Source organism: Bdellovibrio sp. HCB2-146 (assembly GCF_047345725.1).
Taxonomy (GTDB): domain Bacteria; phylum Bdellovibrionota; class Bdellovibrionia; order Bdellovibrionales; family Bdellovibrionaceae; genus Bdellovibrio.
In genome coordinates, this window is the sequence record NZ_JBLEQP010000002.1 from 1,251,356 (window position 1) to 1,265,048 (window position 13,693).

The window sequence follows — 13,693 nt, forward strand, 5'->3', positions numbered from 1 at the left end:
TCCTCGGAAAAATGCCGTTTGTTAAGGTACGGATAATTTTTCGAAGGGATGTTTCTGTATGAATATTTCTGGTTGGTTCAAAGGACTTAAAGGACGTTTGATTCTGAGTTCCGTGATTCCAGTGGCTGCAGCCGTGGTGTCCACATTTATCTCTTATAAGAGTATGAATGAACTTGGAATGATGCTGAACGAGTCCTACACTCATCTCAACCCTAACATCATGACTCTGGGGAAAATGAACGAGGCCCGTGCCGGAATAAGTGACGGACTTACAAAAGTCCTTCTTTTTCACGACAATAAAGCGCTTCGTGATAACGCCTTTGAGTATGCAGAGAGATCATTCCAGGATTATTTGAAAGCCTCTGAAGATTTTTCTAAGTCGGCTCATCTTCCAGAAGAAAAAGGGATGGACGACGCCATGAAGTCACATCACGAAGAATTCGTGATGTTAACAAAATCAGCTTTCGAACTCGTCAAAAAAGGGACGAAAGAAGATGACGCCAAAGCCCTGGAAATCCTTCAAGGTAAATGGCTTCAGTATGTTATTGAAATTGATAACTCGATCGACACAATCCGCGATGCCTATGATCTCGCATCCACAGAACGCCTGGTCCTTCAAGACGAAAAACGCAGCTTTGCATTTAATCTTTTGGTTTTAGTTGGCATGCTCTCGGTGGTATTGACGGCGTTAACTCTTGCATGGACTGCATTCTCGGTGACTCGATTGATCCGCGCTGTTTCACAAAAGCTTGTAACAGCTAGTGACGAAGTAACAAGCTCGATTAGCCAGTTGACTTATGCTGGTGATAGCTTGTCCCAATCTTCAACAGCATCGGCGGCTTCTTTAGAAGAAACTGTCGCAGCTCTTGAGGAAATGACTTCGATGATTCAAATGAATACGGACAATGCAAAGCAAGCCGCTTCCCTTTCGATGTCTTCACGTGATGCTGCCGAGCGTGGCGAAAAAGAAATTAAAAACTTGGTTTCTTCTATGCAGGACATTTCTCAGTCATCGAAGAAAATCGAAGAGATCATCGACGTCATCGATGATATCGCATTCCAAACCAATCTTCTTGCACTGAATGCATCCGTAGAAGCAGCCCGCGCTGGTGAACACGGAAAAGGTTTCGCTGTTGTCGCAGAGGCCGTACGCACTTTGGCACAACGATCAGCCACGGCGGCTAAGGAAATCACGGGTCTCATCAAAGACTCGGTGACTAAAATTGAAAATGGAACTCAAACCGCAAATAAATCCGGTGTTGTAATGAGCGAAATCGTAAATTCTGTTAAGAAGGTATCAGACCTTTCTAACGAAATTTCCGCGGCAAGTTCAGAGCAATCAACTGGAATCCAGCAGATTTCTAAAGCGATGAACCAGTTAGATCAGGGGGCACAACAAAATGCCGCTTCATCTGAAGAAATCGCCGCTTCAGCAAAAGAAATTTCAGTACAAACAGTTAACATGCAAACTTATGTGGGAGACTTGAATTTCGTTGTCCTCGGTGAACGCGATCTCAAAGTCGCGGTTCGTGACAGTAAAAAGGATCAGAAAGACTCCGCAAAAGTGGAAACGAAAGTCATAAAACTTGAGAAGAAAGAGTCGCCTAAAAAGGCTCCCCCTGCTCAGTCGGCACCAGCTAAAGGGAAGACGTCGGAAGCCTCTGCCGTGATTCCCTTTGACGACGATGCAAGCGATTCACGTTCGAAACTCAAAGACACATCTGGATTCTAACTCACTCTACTTATAAAGCCCGCGGCGAAGCCCGTGGGCTTTTTTCTTTTATTCGATAGTCAAAAATGCTAGGCTTTCCCTGATCTAAGGGAGAACCATATGAAAAAAATCTTTGCTGCCAATTGGAAGCTTTTTAAAACGCCTCAAGAAACGCGTGCTTTCTTTCAAGCCTTCAAAGAGGTTGCGAATAAAGCCACGGGTGATTTGGTCTTCTTCCCTTCAGCACTTTGCTTAGAGGCTGCGAGTAATTCTTTACAGGGCACCAAAATTCAATTCGGTGCTCAAAACTGCTTTTCACAAGTTCAAGGTGCTTTCACCGGCGAGAATTCAGCACAAACAGCGAAAGACATGGGTGCGCAATATATTTTGATCGGACATAGTGAGCGTCGTCAGATTTTTGGCGAAACAGATGCGATGATCGCCGATAAAGTGGCTCTTGTACAAAGCTTGGGACTGATTCCTTTGTTGTGTATCGGTGAGACTTTAAATGAGCGCGAGAGCAAACACACCTACCGTATTCTTGAAACGCAATTGCAGTTGGGATTAGCGAAAGCTGATAAAGCAAAGCCTCTGGTTGTTGCTTACGAACCGGTTTGGGCAATTGGCACTGGCAAAGTCGCTACTCAAGAACAAGTCGCTGAAACTCACACGGATGTTCAAACTATTTTGAAAGGTTTGGGTTTTTCTGCCCCGATTCTTTATGGTGGCAGTGTAAAACCAGACAACGCAGCAGGTTTGATTTCTCAACCTCATGTGAGCGGATTCCTTGTGGGTGGTGCTTCACTTGAAGTTGATTCATTCATCAAAATCGCTAGCGTTTAGATTTTTGCATGACGTTTTAACAAATAAAAAAAGGGATCTGCTTTTGCTAGATCCCTTTTTCTTTATTAGGTTTTCTTAGACTTAAGCGCGAACTCTTGCGCGCAAGATTTCAAGACCTGGAAGCTTGTCACCTTGAAGGTACTCAAGACTTGCTCCACCACCTGTTGAGATGTGGGTCATTTTATCTGCAAAGCCCGAAGCCTCAGCAGCCGCAGCGGAATCACCACCACCAACGATTTTAGTTGCTTGGCTTTCTGCAATTGCCTGAGAAACACCGAAAGTTCCTTTTGAGAACGCAGGAGTTTCAAACACTCCCATAGGCCCATTCCAGAAAATAGTGCCCGCTTCTTTGATTGCAGCTGAGTACTCACGCAATGTTTGAGGACCAATATCCAAGCCCATTTCATCTTCAGAGATCACAATGTCTTTCGTTGTGCGTGCACTTGCGACGTCATTGAAAGACTTTGCGACAACGTGATCTTTTGGCAGCAACATTGTTTTGTTACGTGCTTCGATACGCTCGATCATTTCTTTGGCATAACGAAGTTTATCGCCTTCAACCAAAGACTTGCCGACTGGCGTCCCTTGAGCTTTCAAGAATGTGTACGCCATTGCGCCACCGATCACGAAACCATCAACGATGTCCATAAGGCGCTCGATGACTGCGATCTTGTCAGAAACTTTTGCTCCGCCCATAACCGCCAAGTAAGGACGTTTTGGATTTGTGAGCAAAGAATCGAGCATCGTGATTTCTTTTTCGATCAAGAAACCAATGCCTTTATCTTTCATCAAAGATGGCAATGCATGAATTGTAGCATGCGCACGGTGAGAAGCACCGAAAGCGTCATTAATGTAGATATCAGTGTAGTTGGCGATCTTTTGCGCGAACTCAACTGAATCTTTTGTCTCCCCTTCTTCGAAACGAACGTTTTCAAGAAGGATGATTTCATTTTTTTTCAAAGATTGTAGCAAAGCTTTTGGAGCATCCGAATCTGGTTCTTCAACCAAGATCACTTCGACATTCAAGTGCTCTTGCAGACGTTTTGCAACCGGCTCCAATGAGAATTCTTTGTCGTCTTTTGTTTTTGGACGGCCTAAGTGGGAAGCCAATACAAGCTTCGCACCTTTTTCCATGCAATACTTAATCGTTGGAAGAGAAGCCGTGATACGGTTCTCATCCGTGATTTTTCCGTTTTCCATTGGCACGTTCAGATCCAAACGAAGGAAAACGACTTTTCCTTCAAGTTCGAAATCACGTACCGTTTTAATACCTTTAAGACCTGCAGATGACATGATTACAGACCTTTGCTTGCGATGTGAAGAGCGACGTCCACCATACGGTTAGAGAAGCCAACTTCGTTATCGTACCAAGCAAGAACTTTCACCATGCGAGGACCTACAACCATTGTGCTTGCAAGGTCGACGATTGATGAGTGCACGTTACCGTTGAAATCCACGCTTACAAGTTCTTTGTGTTCAACTGCGATGATACCTTTGAAAGCACCTTTCGAAGCTTCAATCAAAGCGTTGTTCACAGCTTCAACTGTCACGTCTTTTTTCGCTTGGAAAGTAAAGTCAACCAAGCTCACGTTTGGAGTTGGAACGCGTACAGAGATACCGTCGATTTTGCCTTTAAGCTCTGGCAACACAAGACCTACGTTTTTCGCAGCTCCCGTCGTTGTTGGAATCATGCTCACCGCTGCTGCACGTGCACGGCGCAAATCTTTGTGAGGAGCATCCAAGATTTTTTGGTCATTTGTGTACGAGTGGATCGTCATCATTGTACCGTGATCGATACCGAATGCGTCGTTCAAAACTTTCGCTACCGGAGCCAAACAGTTTGTTGTGCAAGATGCATTTGATACAACGTAGTGAGTTTTTGGATCGTAAGCATTGTGATTGATTCCGTACACCATTGTCAGGTCCGCACCTTTTTCAGCAGGGCCTGATACCAAAACGCGTTTTGCGCCACCTTTGATGTGAAGCATGAAATCTTCTTTGTTTTTGAATGCGCCTGTGCACTCAAGAACCACATCTACGCCCCACTCTTTCCAAGGTACTTCTGCTGGATTGCGAGTTTTAGAAACGTGGATTTTTTTACCGTTCACAACCAAGTTGTGCTCGTCAGTTGAAACTTCTGCTGGGAATACACCGTGAGCAGAGTCGTACTTTAGAAGATGAGCATCACCTTCGATGCTGTCCAAAGAGTTGATTCCGACGATATCGAGTTTTTCAAAACCCGCGCGGAAAAGAACACGACCAATACGACCAAAACCGTTGATACCTACTCTCAACTTAGACATGACTGAGCTCCTTGTTTAAACCCCCACAATATGGGCTCTTCGGGGGGAAAAGGCCAGTCTAGACACTGAATGTCAAGACCTCTCCTCGTCCTTTTTCCCATCTGTAGATAGGCATTTCGAGGCTTTGACTGGAATGGACCTTGTAATAGCTGATTTGCATGGAACAAAAGAGCACTTCAAGACACCATTTTAGGGGAAATCGCCCGCAGATCCTGGGCAGCTGTCTAACAATTTTCAGCCGCAGCCTTCTGCTTTTGCTAGGTGTCTCAATTTGGGTCACGGGATGCGGCCCCGGCTCCACCAACAATAACTACTTCGATACGAACAAGACTCCCAACTCCGGTGGCGCTAGCAGCAACTTTGGCGGCGGCGGGGCGACTGGTGATGGAGGTGGTGGTCAGGGTGTTGAATGTGGCGAGAACACCAAGAACTCAGATATTCGCAATCGCCTTTTTGTTCGCGATATTTATGAAGCTGTTATTGATAAAGATCTCAAAATGAAGACCGTACCAGGAGTAGCGGGAACCGATGCAGTATCAGACGACGCTCTCGAGGTTTTGGCGAACTCATTGAAATCCTATTTTGGTCCCGCGAGCTATTCCTTAGAATTCACCAAGGTCTCATTCTGGAAAAGACTGGTTAATGCCATCGTATTCTTGGAAGAAGACCATAAACTCATTTCGAGCCAAGACGCAAACTCTCCAATTCACCTTCAACCCGGATGCACAGCCGTGCAAATTGCTTTTTGGGATGAGTCTTCTGGTGTGCCAAATGAACATAAACTTTACGTAAATCGTAGATTTTGGCGCTCGCTCGATCAGCTCAACAAGATCGGCCTGCTGGCGCACGAAGTGTTTTATGCACAGGCAAGGAAGGCTGGTTACAAAAACTCTGACACTGTTCGCAACAAGATTGGACAGCTTCTTTCAACTGAAGGCTTAACTCCCCTTTTTACTGCCTATGCTCCATCGAAAGTTCCTAGTATTAAGGATGTTCTCCCAGAGAACAGCAAAGGCTTTAAAACATGCGAAGGTACTTCTCAGACCGATCCGGACGCAAAAATTCACATGTATCAATATCAAGGAACGGATGGAAAACAGTATTTCACTTTCCCAGTTGTTTCATCGAACTCAATCAATTCAGCTTATCTGCAAAGTACAAGTTTTCCGTTTGATCCCAACAAGAATTCCAGTCTAGCGGCCGCAACTGACTTACTTTATTTCCAGTCCCAATTTCACGATGGAGACAACTATTTCGAACCTAATCTGGACATTTTCTATGACCGCTGGTACTCAAACGCGAGCTTGCTCACACCACGTGTCGACATATCAATGCAAAATTTTTATAACAGACTGCCGTTGAGAGTTGGTCAGGAAAGCATTCTATGGACGGGACACCTAAGGTCTTCTCCACAACCAATAACACTGTTTCTGCTAAACTCGACGACCGATTGGAACCAACGAAAGCAGCGGACTGCGTTGACCACGGAACAAAAGCTTATCGAAATTAATATTGTTCTAAAATCGGAAATCGTTATATGTGGCGCTAAGTCTGGTGAAGCTGAGGGCGTTATCGCCTTGCTTTACAAAGAAATCAAAACTGCTATTCAGAACGGAAGCTATCCGCATGGATTCCCTCAATGGACAAAAGCTCTGGAGCAAATATCAAATAGGAATAACAAGTGTGACCTACCAAACAACGAACAAATATCGAGGGAATATCCAGCTTATCTTTACAGTCTTCATCTCAAGACAGATAAGAATCATGAGGCAGAAGAAACTTTACATGAAAGTTTACTGTACAAAGCAGGTTCGAGCCAAGCCATTCCTCTGGGAAAGATACGCCTCTCTCAAGGATCAAACTCATTGGAGTTCGACCTGAGATGTAATGACTATTCAACTGCATATGCTGAGGTTGTTCTACAAAAAAACAAGCCGGCTGCGGTTGTTAGACATAAGGTAACAAGTCTCCTTTCGGAAGCAGGATCTGATCTTCCGGCTGAAAGCTTAAACAATATAAGTAGATTTATGACTCTGATTCAATCGAGTGATGAATACAATCGCAACGTTGTTTACCCTGCATTCATAAAAACGAACACTCCGAGCTCCGATCGGCCCTTATATCCTTCTGAACAGTATCGTGCTTTTTTGACTAATCTTTCGATTGAGAAGGACGTGACCTTCAGTCGTTGCAAACAAAACATGACTAATGACTACAATGAACAGCAAGTTAAATACAGAGACACGAATTGTTTAATTGCGACTTTTAACAAGTCACAACATAGATACATGATATACTTCTCGTATGAATTGAAAACTGACCAGAGCCAAAATAATGCTTACGAAGAGGTTCCAACACTCGAGTTTGTGCAATTAATATCCTCAGTAGATTAACAACTCGCAATTCTAACTCAGCATGCATGTCTCTTGTCAGGGACATGCGCATTCTCTTTCCTTGCTTCGATGTCCTTACTAATCTCAGTCCACTCAAAAAAGCGGAGGTGAGATGTGGGACGTTGGATCTTGTTGGTTTGCATTTTAGGTTTGGCTCTGGGGGGATGTGGGAGACCGCAAGCAGGAAGACTCACTTCGCGTCTGCAAAACCAATCCATCATTGATGGTCGTCCCGTTAAAGAGCGCGAGAGCGCGGCTTCTCGAAGCGTCGTTCTGGTTGAATTACTCGACTTGGATAACAACCGTCTCGGTTTTTGCACTGGCACCTTGATCGAAGAACACTTCGTACTCACTGCCGCTCACTGCTTTGACCTTTCGCGCATCCCTCAACTGCGGAAGTTCAACATCCTTTTCGTCAATGCACTGAAGGAAAAATCTCCTGCCGTGACTCGTAAAGGAACCACTTATTCCCTACACTCGCAGTTTAATAGTCAAAGCTCCATCGACCACGACATTGCAGTGGCGATGTATCAAGGAAGCACACCTCAAGGGTTTGCACCGATCGCCTATGATACAGATTCCAAAGCGAACTATTCATCTCGCATTGTCTACGTTTACGGATACGGTCGCACCAAAGACTATACGGGCCAACGTGGGCAAGACACGTGGGCAACAATCGGAGAACTTCATCGAGGTGTCATGCTGATTGATAACAACTACAATCGCTTTGCCGATCGCTATCTAACACAAACGGCATCGGAAACTTTCCTCTGCCAGGGAGATTCCGGTGGGCCCCAGTTCTATCATGAAAAAGGTGTTTTAAAATTAATCGGAATCAATTCGGGAGTTTTTGGGAGGAAGTTAGCCAATGGACAACACAGCTGCAAAGGAATGGGCCAAGCAACGAAAGTTGCGCCGTTTGCTCCTTGGATCAAAAAGGAAGTCACGGCTATCAAACGTAAATATTGGTACACCTACGAGGAGCCGCAAGAAGAAGCTCCTCGATTGCCAACGGAAGGATTTGAAACCACCGTTTCTTCTGATTTAGAAATCTAGAAGAAATGTTGGATGTCTTGATCCTGATCTCGTCCTCGATCTTCACGAGAGCTGGGTTTGCGTAATGTTGTAGGTGGCTTTTTCGCTTGAGCCGCAGCCAAACGTATTTTCTCAGCTCTTCGGCCCATCGCTGCCAGCGAAACTAGCTGCGCACCATAAAGTAACAATCCCGTTCCCACAAAAAGTCCAATTGTCCAAAAGCTCGAGAACGGCCACGAATAAATAATCGCTCCACCCAGCACAAGCTCAATCACGCCCTCGGTGAACGACCATCCCCAATAAGGATAGCGTATCCAAGCACTTTGCACAGTTTGCACCAAACCATGACCAATCAAAAAAATCGAAGCTGCGAGCGTAAGAATTAATGCATTGGGAACTGGTGACACGGCTACGAACACGCCGCAAAGAATAGCCAACGCTCCGAAAAACAAATGATACCAGAAACGTCCTTCCTTGCGAGTTTGGAAAGCAAACACCACTTCTGCAATACCCGCTGCTACGACCACAAATCCCAGAAATGCAACAGAAGCAAAAGTTGCAACCCCAGCAAATGTTGTCGCCGCTATACCCATCGCCATGTAAAAGAAACCGACAAAAAGAATTTTTCCCCAGTTCTCTTCAATGCGTTTTTGCAAGTAGACAAAACTCATAAGAACCTCCCTACGCTTCTATTTGGAAACTGCAAAGGCAGCATGTCAAATTGACTGCTAACACTCGCCTTTCCGCCTAAAACGAGAAGGTCGAGAACAAATTGGAGTTATGTCGACTTATACTGGTACCGGAAGAAGAATTTCTACCATTGGATTTTTGGGAACATAGCCAAAGCGTTTTTACGAGTTTGCTCGCACAACTCTTCGACTGTGACACCTTTAAGATCCGCGACGAACTTCGCCGTGTGTACGACAAAGGCAGGCGTATTCTTTTTCCCACGCATCGGAATCGGTGCTAAAAATGGCGCGTCTGTTTCCACATGAATGCGATCCAGAGGAAGCATCTTCACAGTTTCGCGAAGATCATCGGCATTTCTAAAAGTCACAACACCGCTGATTGAAATATTAAATCCCAAATCCAAAGCTTGCTCCGCCAACCAGCGCGTTCCGGTAAAGCAGTGAATAATCCCTTTCACACGGCCTTTGAATTCTTTCAAAACACGGATGGTGTCTTCTTCGGCGTCGCGAGTGTGAATTTCGACTGGCAAGCCCACACGTTCGGCAATTGCCAATTGTGCCCGGAAGGCTTCGATTTGTTCTTCTTTTGGAGATTGGTTGTAATAGTAATCCAGGCCGATCTCACCAATAGCAACAACAACAGGATCTTTCGCGTGCTCTTCAATGTAACGACCAATTTCTGGAGTATAGACCTTGCCATCGTGAGGATGAACACCCAACGTGCAAAAAACATTTGGATAGTGTTTTCGTGCAATTTCCAAAACGATCGGATGATCGCCAGGTTCAGTCCCGATCGTCACGATTTTTTTAACACCCGCTTGGCGAGCATTTTCAATCGCGGCTTCGACACCTTCTTCAAGCATATTTAAATGAGCATGAACATCAATCCATTCCATAGGATAATTCTAACGCAATTGAGGCTTCATGGAAACGAAATACTCTTCCACCACCAACTGTGTATCTCGGTAAGCTACAAAGGCCTGCTCAACTGCCAATGCGCCTTTCATTAGATCTAATAGAAACTCACGACTGTATTCGGCCAAGGTCTTAATCAAATTTGCTTGATCAACGTTGACCATTTGCCCTTTCAGATCTTCCTGAAACAAGATGGCGTCTTTGATAAAGCCCACCCAATATGAAAACAGGCGAGCTGCTTGTTGACGGTCTTTGACTTCCGAACGCCAAGTTTCGTTCAGCAAGAAATCAGAATCCTTCAAAAACAATTCTAAAATATCAACAGAGGTCTGACGGACTTCCAATTCAGAAGCATCGGTCAATTGCTTTAACTTCTCAAAGCTCCCGGCTGCGGATTTCAGTGCCCAAGCCGGAGCCTGCACCTTACGAGCGAGGTCTTCACTCTTTAAGGGCTTAAATTGAACAATGCGAGAACGCGAACGAATGGTTGGCAGGAGTCCCGCCACACTTGGCGCTAACAAAAAGAAGAAAGTTCCTGGAGGTGGCTCTTCCAAAGTTTTTAAAAGAGAGTTGGCCGCCTGCGGATTCAGGTTTTGCGCCTGATCAATCACGATCACGCGATTGTGGCTGATACTTTTCAAATTCAAAAATTCAATGACCTGCTTAGCTTGGTCCATTTTGATTTGTGCACCATCAGGCTCAATTTGCAAAAAACCTTCGTGATGTCCCTGTCCCATGCGAAAGCAAGAAGGACACAGCCCGCAACCACGCGGACTCTTAGTACAAAGAAGTGCTTGCGCCATCCCCTTTGCAACTTGCTTTTTTCCAATACCGGAAGGTCCCACAAATAAAAAAGTCTGCCCTGGCTTTCCTTGCTCGAAAGACTCAATCATCTTGTTGATGATTTCTTTATGTCCTAATACGAAATCGAGCAAACGAGCCATCGACTACACCAAGATCTTTCGTTCAGAGAGAACTTGTAAAAGTTGTTGGAACAAAACATCAGGAGTATTTTTCGCATCCAACACTAACCAATTCTTTTCATCGGCACGCGCTTGCTTCAAGAAAGACTGTCGAACTTTTTCATGGAAAGAATCAGCTTCGGATTCGATGCGATCTTCGCTTTCACCATTGGCTTCGCCGCGTCCTTGACGACGACGGCGCGACTCTTCAACGGAAAGATCCAACAAGACCGTCAAGTCAGCTTTCAAACCGCCGGTCGCAAAATCATTCAGAGCATGAACATCAGATTCTTTGATTTCTCGGCCACCACCTTGAAAGGCCACAGAGCTTGCTGTGAAACGATCGCAGAGAACCCATTGGCCTGCACGTAATTTCGGAGCGATCACTTCATCCACGTGTTGAGCGCGGCTCGCTTCATAAAGAAGCAACTCGGTACGTGAAGTGGGTGCTGGACCTTCTTTACGCAGAATCATGTTGCGGATTTCTTCGCTTAAACGAGTGCCGCCGGGTTCACGGGTGTGATGAAACTGGATCTGTCTTTTTTGCAGCTCTTTTTCCAAAGCCGCCATCAGCGAACTTTTGCCGGAACCGTCGAGCCCCTCAAATACGATAAACTTCATGATTCTACCTTCGATTCAAACTCGAAGGTGGTTGTCAGATATTGCGGGGCGCAGGTCAACAAATCGCGTTGCAGCGTGATGCTATTCAGGACGCCAAAGGCCGTCGGGCCCTTTGCTGTATTTATAGACAGAAAATGGACGCTTTTCTTTTTCGGGCTTCTCCCCGACTTGGCCCGCAACAGGACGCAAGGCTTCGGCAAAATTAAAGCGACGGGTTTTATCTAATCCCACCTGAGAAGCCACCTTCAGCAAAGTCTTTCGTAAAAGAGGCGAAAAGGATGACAAAGTCACAGAAACCGTCGCGCGATCTTCGCCCTGAAACTGAACCTCGTCGATTTCCAGTTCCGAGTTTTTCTTCATAAAATCCATATAGGCCGTTTGCAGCCATTCGGACTGAGAAAGGCTCTCGCGAGCTTCGCCTTGCAGGGTCTCTTCCCACTTTTTCTCGGCTTGTTTAAGAGAGGCCTTTTTCAAATGACCCTCTTGGCTTGTGCAAGCGCTGAGAATCAGAGCGGTTCCAAGGAATATTAACGTCTTCATACTTTGTTTATAGCGTGGCCCTTCTCCGGGCTCAATAAGTTTTTACTGCGTCGCATTATATGGTCCATATCGACCCACTTAGAGGTAGACGACTCCCGTTCAGTTCCCTATATTGTGGAGCTTTGGGAGATACTAGAAATGACAACTTTCATCGGAATTTTGCACATCATCGTAGCACTTGTTTTGATCGTCCTTGTTTTGATCCAAGACTCTAAAAGCGACGGCGCTTTGGGTATGGGTGGTTCATCAGGTTCAAATTCATTGTTGGGCGCAACTGGCGCACAAACTTTGGCTGGTAAAATGACAGTTTGGTCCGCAGTTATCTTCGCGATCACTTGCCTTACTTTGTCTGTGTTGACGGCCTCAAACACAAAATCAGTAGTTGATTCATTGCCACTTCCAACGGCTCCTGCTGCCGCGCCTGCGACAACAGCTCCAGCTGATGCTGCGGCACCTGCAGCGACTGAAGCAGCTCCGGCTGCAACTGAAGCGGCTCCAGCTGCTTCTCCAGCTAAGTAAATTTAGTACATATTCAAAAAGTTCTTCGCTATAGTTGATCTATGGCGAAGAACAATAAGATAATTCTCTCTCTGATCGGCATCGGTCTTCTCAGTTTAGCTCTCTCTCTTTTCATTTCCACACAAACTGAAAAACAAACTCCTGGACTGCAATCCATTGCGCGCGCTCAACTTAATTTAGGTAAAGTCTTTGTTCTTCGTAAAAATCTTACGAAAAAAGAATTGCTCACGCGCCGTACTTCTATTTTCCCTCAAGACTCTGTCGAAACCGGGGTAGATGGGGATGCGACTCTCGAATTTGATTCGGGCGACCGCCTGCACTTACAAGAAAACACACTTGTCACTTTAGACAACGAAAACGATCGTATCGTGGTGATTGTTAAGCGTGGTGACCTGCAAATGGAAAACCAAGGTCGCGAAGGCTTTGTGTTTATTTCTCGTGATGGAAAACGTTGGAGCCCGGCCGAATACGAAGCGAGCAAAAAGCAAGTTTCAGATTCATTACCAGATGTCGCTCCCGCCACAGGTGAAACTCAACCGCAAGCAACAAGTACAATCGGATCGGGATTGTCTCCAGAATTTATTCAGGACGTCTTAAGAACTCATCGTCCTTCGTTCTTCCGTTGCTACACTCAGCTTTTACAGAAAACTCCGGGAGTGGTGGGAACAGTTTCAATTAGTTTTACTATTGAGCGCACTGGGAAAGTCTCTCAGGCCGATATTTCTTCAACGACTTTTGCGGATACGAGCTTTAAGAAATGCTTGATCGAGGCTGTCCGTCGTGTGGAATTTAAATCCTTTGATGGTGCCCCGATCGCAACAACGTTTCCCATCCGCTTCGAGTAGGCTACTCTTTACAGCTTAACGACGCGTTTGGGTTTTCCTTGTTGTAAGAGCGAACCAGATCTTGCAGCTCTTCTTCTACGCAGATTTGAAAACCCTCGTAAAAATCCCCCTCTTTTTCGCACGTAAAGCCTTCGCGCTCGACTTCTTCGCACATCGCTTTTTCACATGTAATTTCAGCTTGGATGGTGAGGAACTCACATACCGCTGTGGCCTTGGCTTGCACTGCTAACAGAGTGAAAAAAGAGACTAAGATTGCTTTCATGGCGGGAGTTTCCTCACATTTTTAATTCGGCGGCAAAGTACCCTTCCTCCGGCTC

14 protein-coding genes are annotated in these 13,693 nt (G+C 45.5%); 6 read left to right on the forward strand and 8 right to left on the reverse strand.

The genetic code is table 11. The features are described from left to right. Positions 1 to 58: 58 nt before the first annotated feature. Positions 59 to 1,732, forward strand: coding sequence for a methyl-accepting chemotaxis protein (locus tag ACLWOR_RS16925; RefSeq protein ID WP_413941990.1), 1,674 nt, complete (start codon positions 59 to 61; stop codon positions 1,730 to 1,732). 99 nt (positions 1,733 to 1,831) lie between these two features. Then, entirely contained in the window at positions 1,832 to 2,554 is a 723-nt protein-coding gene (gene tpiA / locus ACLWOR_RS16930) for a triose-phosphate isomerase (protein WP_413941991.1), read from the forward strand. An 81-nt stretch (positions 2,555 to 2,635) separates the two neighbouring features. On the opposite strand, the gene ACLWOR_RS16935 is transcribed toward tpiA, so the two are convergent. Together ACLWOR_RS16935 and gap are read right to left on the reverse strand one after the other, a co-directional pair. Further along, a complete protein-coding gene (locus ACLWOR_RS16935; RefSeq protein WP_413941992.1) occupies positions 2,636 to 3,847 on the reverse strand; it encodes a phosphoglycerate kinase in 1,212 nt (403 codons plus the stop codon). 2 nt (positions 3,848 to 3,849) lie between these two features. Beyond that, the gene (gene gap / locus ACLWOR_RS16940; protein ID WP_413941994.1) at positions 3,850 to 4,857 is read right to left on the reverse strand and encodes a type I glyceraldehyde-3-phosphate dehydrogenase; all 1,008 of its coding nucleotides are present in this window, start codon (positions 4,855 to 4,857) and stop codon (positions 3,850 to 3,852) included. A gap of 254 nt (positions 4,858 to 5,111) precedes the next feature. On the opposite strand from gap, the gene ACLWOR_RS16945 reads away from it, so the two are divergent. Beyond that, positions 5,112 to 7,250: a hypothetical protein gene (locus tag ACLWOR_RS16945; RefSeq protein WP_413941995.1), complete on the forward strand. Its 2,139-nt coding sequence runs from the start codon at positions 5,112 to 5,114 to the stop codon at positions 7,248 to 7,250. Positions 7,251 to 7,364: 114 nt separating this feature from the next. Further along, entirely contained in the window at positions 7,365 to 8,306 is a 942-nt protein-coding gene (locus ACLWOR_RS16950) for a S1 family peptidase (RefSeq protein ID WP_413941996.1), read from the forward strand. Here ACLWOR_RS16950 and ACLWOR_RS16955 read toward each other — a convergent pair. From ACLWOR_RS16955 to ACLWOR_RS16975, 5 genes are all read right to left on the reverse strand, one after another. Next, a complete protein-coding gene (locus tag ACLWOR_RS16955) occupies positions 8,303 to 8,956 on the reverse strand; it encodes an HdeD family acid-resistance protein (RefSeq protein ID WP_413941997.1) in 654 nt (217 codons plus the stop codon). The genes ACLWOR_RS16950 and ACLWOR_RS16955 overlap by 4 nt on opposite strands. Before the next feature lie 143 nt (positions 8,957 to 9,099). Then, positions 9,100 to 9,870 (reverse strand): TatD family hydrolase, encoded by a 771-nt coding sequence (locus tag ACLWOR_RS16960; protein WP_413941998.1) that lies wholly within the window; start codon positions 9,868 to 9,870, stop codon positions 9,100 to 9,102. A gap of 9 nt (positions 9,871 to 9,879) precedes the next feature. Next, entirely contained in the window at positions 9,880 to 10,833 is a 954-nt protein-coding gene (locus tag ACLWOR_RS16965) for a DNA polymerase III subunit (protein ID WP_413941999.1), read from the reverse strand. Between the two features lie 3 nt (positions 10,834 to 10,836). Continuing rightward, on the reverse strand, positions 10,837 to 11,472 hold the full coding sequence (gene tmk / locus ACLWOR_RS16970) for a dTMP kinase (protein WP_413942000.1): 636 nt from the start codon (positions 11,470 to 11,472) through the stop codon (positions 10,837 to 10,839). An 81-nt stretch (positions 11,473 to 11,553) separates the two neighbouring features. Further along, a complete protein-coding gene (locus ACLWOR_RS16975) occupies positions 11,554 to 12,012 on the reverse strand; it encodes a hypothetical protein (RefSeq protein ID WP_413942001.1) in 459 nt (152 codons plus the stop codon). A 138-nt stretch (positions 12,013 to 12,150) separates the two neighbouring features. Between ACLWOR_RS16975 and secG the strand changes: the two genes are divergently transcribed. Beyond that, entirely contained in the window at positions 12,151 to 12,531 is a 381-nt protein-coding gene (gene secG, locus ACLWOR_RS16980; protein ID WP_413942002.1) for a preprotein translocase subunit SecG, read from the forward strand. Positions 12,532 to 12,572: 41 nt separating this feature from the next. Next, a complete protein-coding gene (locus tag ACLWOR_RS16985; RefSeq protein WP_413942003.1) occupies positions 12,573 to 13,376 on the forward strand; it encodes an AgmX/PglI C-terminal domain-containing protein in 804 nt (267 codons plus the stop codon). Position 13,377: 1 nt separating this feature from the next. Here the strand turns inward: ACLWOR_RS16985 and ACLWOR_RS16990 are convergent, their stop codons facing one another. Further along, on the reverse strand, positions 13,378 to 13,638 hold the full coding sequence (locus ACLWOR_RS16990; RefSeq protein WP_413942004.1) for a hypothetical protein: 261 nt from the start codon (positions 13,636 to 13,638) through the stop codon (positions 13,378 to 13,380). Positions 13,639 to 13,693: the final 55 nt, after the last annotated feature.

What these genes read in the sequence shown, in the direction of transcription:
- ACLWOR_RS16925 (WP_413941990.1), top strand. Translation starts at nt 59, where the DNA reads ATGAATATTTCTGGTTGGTTCAAAGGACTTAAAGGACGTTTGATTCTG.
- tpiA (WP_413941991.1), top strand. Translation starts at nt 1,832, where the DNA reads ATGAAAAAAATCTTTGCTGCCAATTGGAAGCTTTTTAAAACGCCTCAA.
- ACLWOR_RS16935 (WP_413941992.1), bottom strand. Translation starts at nt 3,847, where the DNA reads ATGTCATCTGCAGGTCTTAAAGGTATTAAAACGGTACGTGATTTCGAA.
- gap (WP_413941994.1), bottom strand. Translation starts at nt 4,857, where the DNA reads ATGTCTAAGTTGAGAGTAGGTATCAACGGTTTTGGTCGTATTGGTCGT.
- ACLWOR_RS16955 (WP_413941997.1), bottom strand. Translation starts at nt 8,956, where the DNA reads ATGAGTTTTGTCTACTTGCAAAAACGCATTGAAGAGAACTGGGGAAAA.
- ACLWOR_RS16960 (WP_413941998.1), bottom strand. Translation starts at nt 9,870, where the DNA reads ATGGAATGGATTGATGTTCATGCTCATTTAAATATGCTTGAAGAAGGT.
- ACLWOR_RS16965 (WP_413941999.1), bottom strand. Translation starts at nt 10,833, where the DNA reads ATGGCTCGTTTGCTCGATTTCGTATTAGGACATAAAGAAATCATCAAC.
- tmk (WP_413942000.1), bottom strand. Translation starts at nt 11,472, where the DNA reads ATGAAGTTTATCGTATTTGAGGGGCTCGACGGTTCCGGCAAAAGTTCG.
- ACLWOR_RS16975 (WP_413942001.1), bottom strand. Translation starts at nt 12,012, where the DNA reads ATGAAGACGTTAATATTCCTTGGAACCGCTCTGATTCTCAGCGCTTGC.
- secG (WP_413942002.1), top strand. Translation starts at nt 12,151, where the DNA reads ATGACAACTTTCATCGGAATTTTGCACATCATCGTAGCACTTGTTTTG.
- ACLWOR_RS16985 (WP_413942003.1), top strand. Translation starts at nt 12,573, where the DNA reads ATGGCGAAGAACAATAAGATAATTCTCTCTCTGATCGGCATCGGTCTT.
- ACLWOR_RS16990 (WP_413942004.1), bottom strand. Translation starts at nt 13,638, where the DNA reads ATGAAAGCAATCTTAGTCTCTTTTTTCACTCTGTTAGCAGTGCAAGCC.